Here is an 8,609-nt window from a genome sequence, read left to right as displayed (position 1 = left end):
CTGTATAATCATTATATGTAGCCGGGTAGATCAGTATCTGTCTTTTTGGCATAAATTCTCCACAATCTCTAGCCATCAAAGATAATGCTGCACAAAGATTCCCTCCGGCACTATCTCCGATCAATGTAATATTTTCGGGTTTTATGTTGAGCATAAAATCTCCGGAATATAATGTTTTCGCAACGGCATAACAATCTTCCAGACCTGCCGGGAATTTATCTTCCGGTGCCAGTCGGTATTCAACTGCAACTACATATTGTCCGGTTGCATTAGCCAGCCGAGCACAAATTCTTTCATAATTATCGATACTCTCTGTAACCCAGCCGCCGCCATGTATAAACAAAAGCATCTTTTTATCTTGAATATTATGTTTCTTTTCTTCACTCTCACGAAAACTTTTTTCAGTTGGAAAGAAAATACGAATCGGGACTGCATGACTCCCGTTATATATTTTCTCATCTATTTTTTTATAAAAAATCTTCATCGGATCCAATCGTTTTAAATCCGCCATATGACGAAATGCTTCTACTTCCACACCATCAAAAGACAGAGCTTTCAAAATCTTCTTCGCTGTCTGATTAATCAATACTATATTCTCCTTATACCCGTTCTTATGTCTGTAAAAGACTACGAGCCCATTATATCATAAAGTGCTTATTAAAGTGAATTTAATATTGCAAAAAGCACCAGCCAACTGAATGACTGGTGCTTTTAACATCAATATACTTTATTTTGTATAAACTGTATTCCCTTTTGCAATTACTTCAACAAGCTGAAGTTCCTGGTCAAGAATACAAAGATCCGCATCATAGCCTTCTTCAACCTTACCTTTTCCTTTGAGCCGAAGAATATCTGCCGGATTAGATGTAATTGTAGAAATAGCTATTTCTAAAGGAATTTTTGTTTTAAATACACATTCCTTTACTTCCTTCAGAAGGCAGCTGGACTGTCCAACGCCCATTCCAAGGAATTCGCCATCACTACTGTACATCGGAAGGCTTCCCTGTCCATCAGAAGAAATTGTCATGCGGTCAGGATTTACTCCTGCATCCAGCATCCGTTTGATACCATTACATACACGTACCTCATCACAGATAGTTTCCCAATAGTCAATATCTTCATTTCCGGTAAAGTCTACTGCTCCGCCTTTCAGCGCATACTCAATCGACTTGCCAAAAAGCATCTCATTTCGATTGATATGTGTTGGCAGTATTTGAGAAGCCGGTATCTCTGTCTCATCTACCACTCGTTCAATAAGATCTAAGCATCTCGGACTGTCGCCAAGATGAACATTTACAATACCTGCTTTCCCAGAAAGAACACCGCCAAGTCTTGTATCCGCAACGACACGCGCAAATTCCTCAAAAGTCGGCTGTGAAGAACGATGATCAGAAATCGCGATTTCTCCGGTTCCAATGATTTCCTGAATCATCATAATATCTTTGACAATACTGTCCGTCAACGTGTGAACCGGAATCTGATAACTGCCTGTATAACAGTATGCAGACATTCCCTGCTCATTCAATCCTTTTGTCTTTGCAACCAGTGCACACATATCACGACCGATTCCATCCGTTCCAAGGCAACCAACAACTGTTGTTACTCCAAACTTCGTAAGTCCTTCCATAGTTGCTTCCGGAGTACGATTGGCGAATCCACCTTCACCACCGCCTCCAAGTACATGAACATGACAGTCAATGAATCCCGGAGTTAAAAGTAACCCCTCTCCATTGATCATTTCTGCCTCAGAAAGAAATCCGTCTGCGCATATAGAGCCTGCATCTTTAATCTTGACAATCTTATCATTGATTATAAGTACATCTTTTTTCCCCAGATGCTGTGGGGCATAAACATCAATATTCTGAATTAATTTCATCATAAATCACTCTCAATTATCAAATGTATGTTTTAGAATCCAATTCCAACTGCAATAAGAATTGTAATAATTGCACCAATCATTAATACACCAAGGAATTTCCACATGAATTTAATCCAGTTAGACCACTCAATCTTTGCAATTGCAAGAGATCCGATCAGACACCCTGATGTAGGAACAATCAGGTTTGTAAATGCATCGCCAAGCTGGAATGCAACTACAGCTGTCTGACGTGAAACACCTAACAGGTCTGACAGTGGAGCCATGATTGGCATTGTAATCGCAGCCTGTCCGGTTCCGGATACAACGAAGAAGTTGAATACGGACTGGAACAGATACATAAGTACTGCTGCAACTGCTCCGGAAACTCCAGACAGTGCATTTGAAATATTATACATAATTGTATTAATAACCGTAGGTGTTGTCGGATACGAATCCACCAAGAACCTGCATGATGCCCTGTGCCATAGCAACAACAAGTGCAGCACCGATCAGGTCTTTTGCTCCATCTTTGAATGATGTTGCGATATCATTCAGTTTCATATCGTTCAGTTTAAAGATAACTCCAATCACACCGGAAACAATTCCCATAATGAAGAACTGAGTAGCAATCTCTGGCATGTAGTATCCTTGAGTCATAACTCCCCAAACTACCCATACTACTGTAGCAGCCAGTGTCAGAAGAACTAAAATGTGTCCAAGACCAAATGAATGTCCTTCGTCAATTCCTGTTTTTTCATTCTGCTCACGGAAATATGCATCGGTCTTATATGCGATTGAGATTGTCGGAGTCTTTTTGATCTTTGATGCATAGAACATAGTCATTCCACAGCCGAGTGCTGTAAATACTACCCACATTACCATACGGAATCCTGCTCCGGAGAATACGTCAATACCTGCAATTCCCTGTGCAATACCTACAGAGAATGGATTCATCCATGATGAACCGAAACCAATCTGTGTTGCAACATAAGTAACAAGAACTGCAATAACTGAATCGTATCCAACTGCTACAAACAACGGACAAAGAATCATAGTAAACGGAAGTGCTTCTTCTCCCATTCCAAAAACTGCTCCACCAAGAGAAAACAATACGAAAAGTATCGGAATCAGCAGTTTTTCTGCTCCCTTTGCCTTACGGATCAATCCAATCAATCCGGATTCAATCGCTCCTGTACGGATCATGATACCGAATGCACCGCCTACTACCATAAGAAATGCGATAATCTCGATTGCAGAACTGCTTACGATTCCGTTATACATATAGTTGAAGAATCCTGTTCCACCATCTCCACTAAAGAGTGCTACTCCTTCTGTTACTACATTTCCTGCATCATCTGTCAGATACTGGAAACTTCCGTCTTTGATTACCGTACGGGTTTTCTCAACACCATTGATCATATACGAAATATCCTGTGTTTCGTAAAATCCCTTTGGTACAAGGAAAGTCAGAAGTGCAGCGACAACAACTACTAAAAAGATAATAATGTAGGTGTCAGGCACTTGAAACCCCTTGTTAAAAGACTTTAACCCTTTTCCTTCTTTTTTGCTCATTTTCGAGTTTCCCTCCCATTTTTGATATACTATATCAGTGTACCATAGAATGCCTAAAATATAACTAAAAATTTACATATTTTATCAATTTTTGTCATTTCCCTGTATTTTTATACATCAAAAGATAGGTGTTTTATTCAATCAATCACATCATTCTGAAATCTTGACAAATGTTCATAAGGTAATATCAGTCTTCCCCTGAACAGTCCGCACCCATCATTGATCAGACTGTTATCTACTGCGGAAAACATATTTACATCCAGATCTGCCAGTTCCAGCTGCAAAAGACGCATGCCCCGTTCATAGGCTTCATCGAAATAAACGCTCTCGCCTTCTGGAATAGCATCACGTCTTGCACGCTCATCCTGCTGTCTCTTCTCATATCCCAGATGATTCGCCGGACCAATTTCCGCAGTGTCATCCATTTTCTGGGTACGCAGCTGCACTTCCATGAAAGAACGGGAACTGTTATCATAAACTGTGATATGTAATGACTGATATCCTTCCCCGCTGGTTCCACAGATATAATCCCGATAATACATCTTCACATCTTCATTAAGAAGCGGCGACGTACTTTTCTTTACTCCATAGGCAGACTCCACCGTAAACCCTCGTTCTTCCAGGAACCCGGGAAGAACATTGGCAATCTCATAAAGATAGCGGATCGACGCCGTTTCCTGATCTTCTCCTGGTTTCAGATGACACTTGGGCATACACAACACAATTCTGTATGCAATAAAATCCCGAAAACAACTGAGTTTATTTTTCAGTTCCGATACAGGAGGATAGGTTCCATGTTTTGTATAATAATCGTAAATATATTCCACAATATAGCCGTTAAATTTCTCTTCTGCCCGGATCAGCGATTTGATCCTTCCTTTAAATGTAAACGCAAGAAACGGATATTCATGAGCCATATATTTATAAAATTCCCGGATCTTCTGGGACTGGGCCGTAAGGAAATCATTGTGTTCTAAAAGCTCTGTGATCTGAATCAGGAAATTCACATGCATCATATCAATTTCATTATGAGTAAGTTTCGCTTCTTTTCTCAGATCCCGGGTATATTTCTGTAAAATTTTTAAAACCGTATCTCCTGAATACAGATAATCATTTAATGTAATCATAAGTTTTTCCTCTTTTGGAGTTATAGCGTGTTTGAAGATTGTAGAAATGATTTTTCAAACACGCTATAATCTATAACCGAAATTTAGTTTTTCATTAATTTTAATGTTTTGTCAATATATCTACTGTTCTGTCAGCCTTTAACCAAACTGCTTCTTTTTCTTCATGAGTAACAAAGATCAACGTCTTTCCCTCCGTCTTTTTCAAAATATAATCAATTGTTTTTGCTCTGGTTTTTTCATCAAGACCTCTGAGAGGTTCATCCATGATCACACAGTCTGATTCAGCCAGCAATGCCCTCAGGATAGATACTCTCCTGCGCATTCCTCCGCTTAGTTCACGAACCGGTTTCTGCCAAACTTCAGTAAGCGCAACTGCTTTATACGCCTCCTCCAGTTCTCTGTCTGTTATTGTTTCTGTACATACCAGTCTTATATTAGAAGCAGCGCTCAGATTTTCACACAGACGATCTTCCTGAAATACTGCACTGAGTTTCCTGTCACTTACCCCTTCTATTTTCCCCTTATCCGGAACATCCAGTCTCAAAAGAAGCCGTATCAGTGTTGTTTTGCCACATCCGGATCTTCCTCTGATACAAGTGGTTTTCCCTTCCGGAAAAACACAGGACAAGTCTTGCAGTACCTGCTGTTCTCCGTATGCTTTACTAATATGATCTACCTTTATATCCATATCTCTTCTCCGCCTGTAACAGACCTCATAAATAATGCATTTAAGAGGATTATCATAAATCAAAATTTCCGTTATCTATGTTCTATCATATAAACTACTCTGCTTACAATTCCAAGAAAACACTTTTCAAATACAAAACTAATCACAATTATCACAATTGTCCACGCAAAAAGATCCGGAGTATTCAGATATATTTTTGCATTATACAGTTTCTCACCAATAGAACCTGAAGGTACTCCGATAACCTCTGCTGCCACTCCTGCCTTCCAGCACATTCCAAGAGAAAGCCTGCATGCTGAGAGAAAATAAGGCAGTACCTGCGATACATAAATATACCTGATCTGTCTTCTGAGATTCACACGAAATACTTTTGCCATTTCCAGTATCTTCCTGTCCGTCTGTCGTATTCCCTCAAAGATATTTGTATATATCACCGGCAGAACCATAAGAAAGGAAATAAAAACTGACAGATTTTTCGAAGGAATCCATATCAGGCACAAAATAATAAAAGATGCCACAGGTGTAGATTTGACCACTGCGATCACAGGTGCTGTCAGGATTTCCACTGTTTTTGACCAATATGCCCACACTGCCAGAAAGATTCCCAGAAGCACAGCCAGAAGAAATCCTGTCACAATGCGTACAAAACTAAATCCGACAGACTGCCAGAAATTTCCGCTGAAAATCAGTTCAAAAAGCTTTCGGACAACAGAAACAGGAGATGCCAGAAGGATCTCCTGTTTCAGATACATACTCGCAAACTGCCAGATTGCAATCCAGAAAAGCACTGCTAATATGCGAATTCCTGTATATTTCGTTCCATTGTCAGTTTTTGCTCTATCGTTTGTAATAGAATGCATCATCCGGCAACTGTCCTCCTATAATCTCAGGATTCTGATCATCCAGGGTTGCCAGATATCCTGAAAGCATGGTTTTCATCTCATCACCTTCAATAAACACAATACTGCAGTCAGGGATTGCTTTCTGTGCAACTTCTTTTGCAATAATATCATGATCTCCTATGATCTGGGCCGCAGCTTCTGTGTCACTGTTGACAAAATCTACAGATTCTTTATAAGCATCCATAAAATCATTTACTTTATCTGCATGATCCTGAACAAACTCATTGTTTGCGATCACAACTCCTGTCACAAGTTTACTTCCGTCATCCATGGAATCTTCCCACAGTTTGTTCAGATCCAGGGCAACCTTCAGCTTATCGTTTTTCATCAGCGCTGTAGTTACAAAAGGCTGCGGAAGAAGTCCGACTGCTGTCTGATCCTGCACAAGTGCGGAAACTACCTCTGCGTGCTCAGATTTAAATTCAACAGTCACATCTTTTTCAGGGTCGATTCCATTCGCTTTAAGAACAGAGTTCAGAGCATATTCCGGAGTTGCACCCTTCCCACTGGCATAAATAGTCTTTCCCTTAAGATCCTCCACAGATTTTACACTGTCTCCATTCTCCACAAGATAGAGAACACCCAACGTATTGACCTCCAGAACACTGACATCCTTATCTGTCTTCTGATACAACGTTGCTGCCAGATTTGCCGGAACAGCTGCAATATCAAGCTTGTCCTGTACTACCATCGGAACAATCTCATCCGGAGATGCAGCAATCGTAAAATCGTATCCGTCTTCATCAAGAAGCTGCGCCATTCCCATTGCTGTCGGACCTTTCAGGGCGCCTATCCGGACAGCATCCGAAGATGATCCTTCGGATGCCCATACGCTGACCTCTCCAGTGTTACCGGTCAATCCTGCACAGATACACAAAGCCATTGCACAAATCATCAATTTTCTTTTCATTTTACTCAACATCCTTTCTTTATTTAAGAATTTAAAAATCATTTACAGCAGTTCAGAAAAATAATACAAATAAGGCGCAAAACTCTGTCTTTATGTCCCTGATTTCAAATCTGCCAGTATTTTTCTTAATTTACTTCCATAATCTTTTCCTGCTGCCCAGCCGCCGCCATAAGGATTTTCCTGGATTCCCAGCCATTCCACGTAAGGCGCCGTCTCTCTTGCCACGTAATCGAAGCGTTCATCTACACATTCCTGATTCAGGGAATCTGTGGAGGCGTAGGCTTTGAGATGCTGAACCTGAGCACGTATTCCTGTTCTTACATCCGGAAATGCGATTCCTTTGACTCCACCTCCGGTTGTTCCAAGACCTGCGAAATTGAACTGGTCGATTCCCGCATCACCACCGAAACTCAGCCATCCGGTTTCCAGCATTGCCTGCGCAAAAACTACTTCACCACGTACATTCTCGGCATTTGCCTCCTCTACAATAATATTGCAAAAGGTATCTATATCAGATGCTCCGCCGCCACTGAGTTCTTCAGATGGGTAAGTGCATCCCTGACTATTGTATAATGAACACATTTCATCGACGGAAACAGTTGTTCCACCCATAATCGTGTAGTATCCATAAGTATTATCTGTCGGGTCTTCATCGGAGATAATTTCTTCTCCGTTATTTTCTGCATTTTCGAGATATTTAGGTTTGGAGATCTGTCCCTCTCCTGAATGATCAGTTTCCTGACTGTTTTTTTCTGCACTATCAGTTGTTTTAGCTATCGTGTCGTCATCTGGGGTATCTGCAGCATTGTCTGCTGCGCTGTTTTCTGTATCAGTGGACGCTGTCCCTTCACTGGCACTTACCAAAGCAGGTGCCCCGAACATCAGGGCACCTGTTATTGTCATAAGTAGCCAGAAATATTTTCCCAGCACTTTTTTCATCTTATGCGTTTACCTTTCTCATTGCAGCTTCTACCACATGACCAACCAGTACAGAAGTTGTTACACTTCCAACACCGCCAGGTACAGGTGTAATAGCATCTACGATAGGCTCTACTGCTGCGTAATCAACATCACCGCAGAGTTTGCCTTCTGCATTTACGTTGATACCTACATCGATGATTGTCTGGCCTTCTTTTACATATTCGGCACCAACAACACCGGCGCGGCCTGCTGCTACAATAATGATATCTGCTTCACGTGCTACAGACGGCATATTTACAGTTCTTGTGTGGCAGATCGTAACAGTTGCGTTCTTTTTAACCAGCATCATTGCTGCAGGTTTACCAACAACAAGGCTTCTTCCGATTACTACTGCCTTTTTGCCTGTGCAGTCGATTCCGTAATGATCAAGGATTTCCATACAAGCCTGTGGTGTACATGGCGGGAAACCAATCTTCTTGCCTGTGAATACACCGGACATGGAAAGGTCTGTCATACAGTCAACGTCTTTTTCAGGAGCAAGTGCATTCTCGATCACTGCCTGATCCAGATGTTTTGGAAGCGGACGGAATAATAATACGCCGTGAATGCTGTCATCTTTGTTTACTTTATC

At 41.1% G+C, this 8,609-nt stretch carries 10 protein-coding genes; all 10 read right to left on the bottom strand.

Annotated elements, in window-relative coordinates:
* A partial coding sequence (locus tag AC075J_RS01910; protein WP_476389902.1) for an alpha/beta hydrolase occupies positions 1–586 on the bottom strand: 586 nt, incomplete at its 3' end.
* 141 nt (positions 587–727) lie between these two features.
* Positions 728–1,876 (bottom strand): beta-aspartyl-peptidase, encoded by a 1,149-nt coding sequence (iadA, locus tag AC075J_RS01905; RefSeq protein WP_055200810.1) that lies wholly within the window; start codon positions 1,874–1,876, stop codon positions 728–730.
* Positions 1,877–1,908: 32 nt separating this feature from the next.
* Positions 1,909–2,316 (bottom strand): TIGR00366 family protein, encoded by a 408-nt coding sequence (locus tag AC075J_RS01900; protein ID WP_476389901.1) that lies wholly within the window; start codon positions 2,314–2,316, stop codon positions 1,909–1,911.
* Positions 2,282–3,430 carry a transporter permease gene (locus AC075J_RS01895; protein ID WP_476389900.1) on the bottom strand — a complete coding sequence of 383 codons (1,149 nt, stop codon included), beginning with the start codon at positions 3,428–3,430 and terminating at the stop codon, positions 2,282–2,284. The genes AC075J_RS01900 and AC075J_RS01895 overlap by 35 nt, the downstream gene beginning before the upstream one ends.
* Positions 3,431–3,567: 137 nt before the next feature.
* A complete protein-coding gene (locus AC075J_RS01890) occupies positions 3,568–4,557 on the bottom strand; it encodes a nucleotidyltransferase family protein (RefSeq protein WP_022380776.1) in 990 nt (329 codons plus the stop codon).
* A gap of 100 nt (positions 4,558–4,657) precedes the next feature.
* A complete protein-coding gene (locus AC075J_RS01885; RefSeq protein WP_022380775.1) occupies positions 4,658–5,245 on the bottom strand; it encodes an ATP-binding cassette domain-containing protein in 588 nt (195 codons plus the stop codon).
* Between the two features lie 71 nt (positions 5,246–5,316).
* Positions 5,317–6,105 (bottom strand): ABC transporter permease, encoded by a 789-nt coding sequence (locus AC075J_RS01880; protein ID WP_055200812.1) that lies wholly within the window; start codon positions 6,103–6,105, stop codon positions 5,317–5,319.
* On the bottom strand, positions 6,083–7,057 hold the full coding sequence (locus AC075J_RS01875; RefSeq protein WP_022380773.1) for an ABC transporter substrate-binding protein: 975 nt from the start codon (positions 7,055–7,057) through the stop codon (positions 6,083–6,085). The genes AC075J_RS01880 and AC075J_RS01875 overlap by 23 nt, the downstream gene beginning before the upstream one ends.
* 90 nt (positions 7,058–7,147) lie before the next feature.
* Complete coding sequence (locus AC075J_RS01870; protein WP_022380772.1) at positions 7,148–7,996, bottom strand: glucosaminidase domain-containing protein; 849 nt, start codon at positions 7,994–7,996, stop codon at positions 7,148–7,150.
* A 1-nt stretch (position 7,997) separates the two neighbouring features.
* The coding region (locus tag AC075J_RS01865; RefSeq protein ID WP_476389899.1) for a bifunctional 5,10-methylenetetrahydrofolate dehydrogenase/5,10-methenyltetrahydrofolate cyclohydrolase at positions 7,998–8,609 on the bottom strand (612 nt) is incomplete at its 5' end.

It is taken from the genome of Blautia sp. ZXY-1-C6, from assembly GCF_056339875.1.
Note: the sequence above shows the minus strand (reverse complement) of the source record. Positions and strands in the feature narration are given on the sequence as shown.

Coding starts and splice junctions, on each gene's coding strand:
- iadA (WP_055200810.1), bottom strand. CDS start 1,876: ATGAAATTAATTCAGAATATTGATGTTTATGCCCCACAGCATCTGGGG.
- AC075J_RS01895 (WP_476389900.1), bottom strand. CDS start 3,430: ATGAGCAAAAAAGAAGGAAAAGGGTTAAAGTCTTTTAACAAGGGGTTT.
- AC075J_RS01890 (WP_022380776.1), bottom strand. CDS start 4,557: ATGATTACATTAAATGATTATCTGTATTCAGGAGATACGGTTTTAAAA.
- AC075J_RS01885 (WP_022380775.1), bottom strand. CDS start 5,245: ATGGATATAAAGGTAGATCATATTAGTAAAGCATACGGAGAACAGCAG.
- AC075J_RS01880 (WP_055200812.1), bottom strand. CDS start 6,105: ATGCATTCTATTACAAACGATAGAGCAAAAACTGACAATGGAACGAAA.
- AC075J_RS01875 (WP_022380773.1), bottom strand. CDS start 7,057: ATGAAAAGAAAATTGATGATTTGTGCAATGGCTTTGTGTATCTGTGCA.
- AC075J_RS01870 (WP_022380772.1), bottom strand. CDS start 7,996: ATGAAAAAAGTGCTGGGAAAATATTTCTGGCTACTTATGACAATAACA.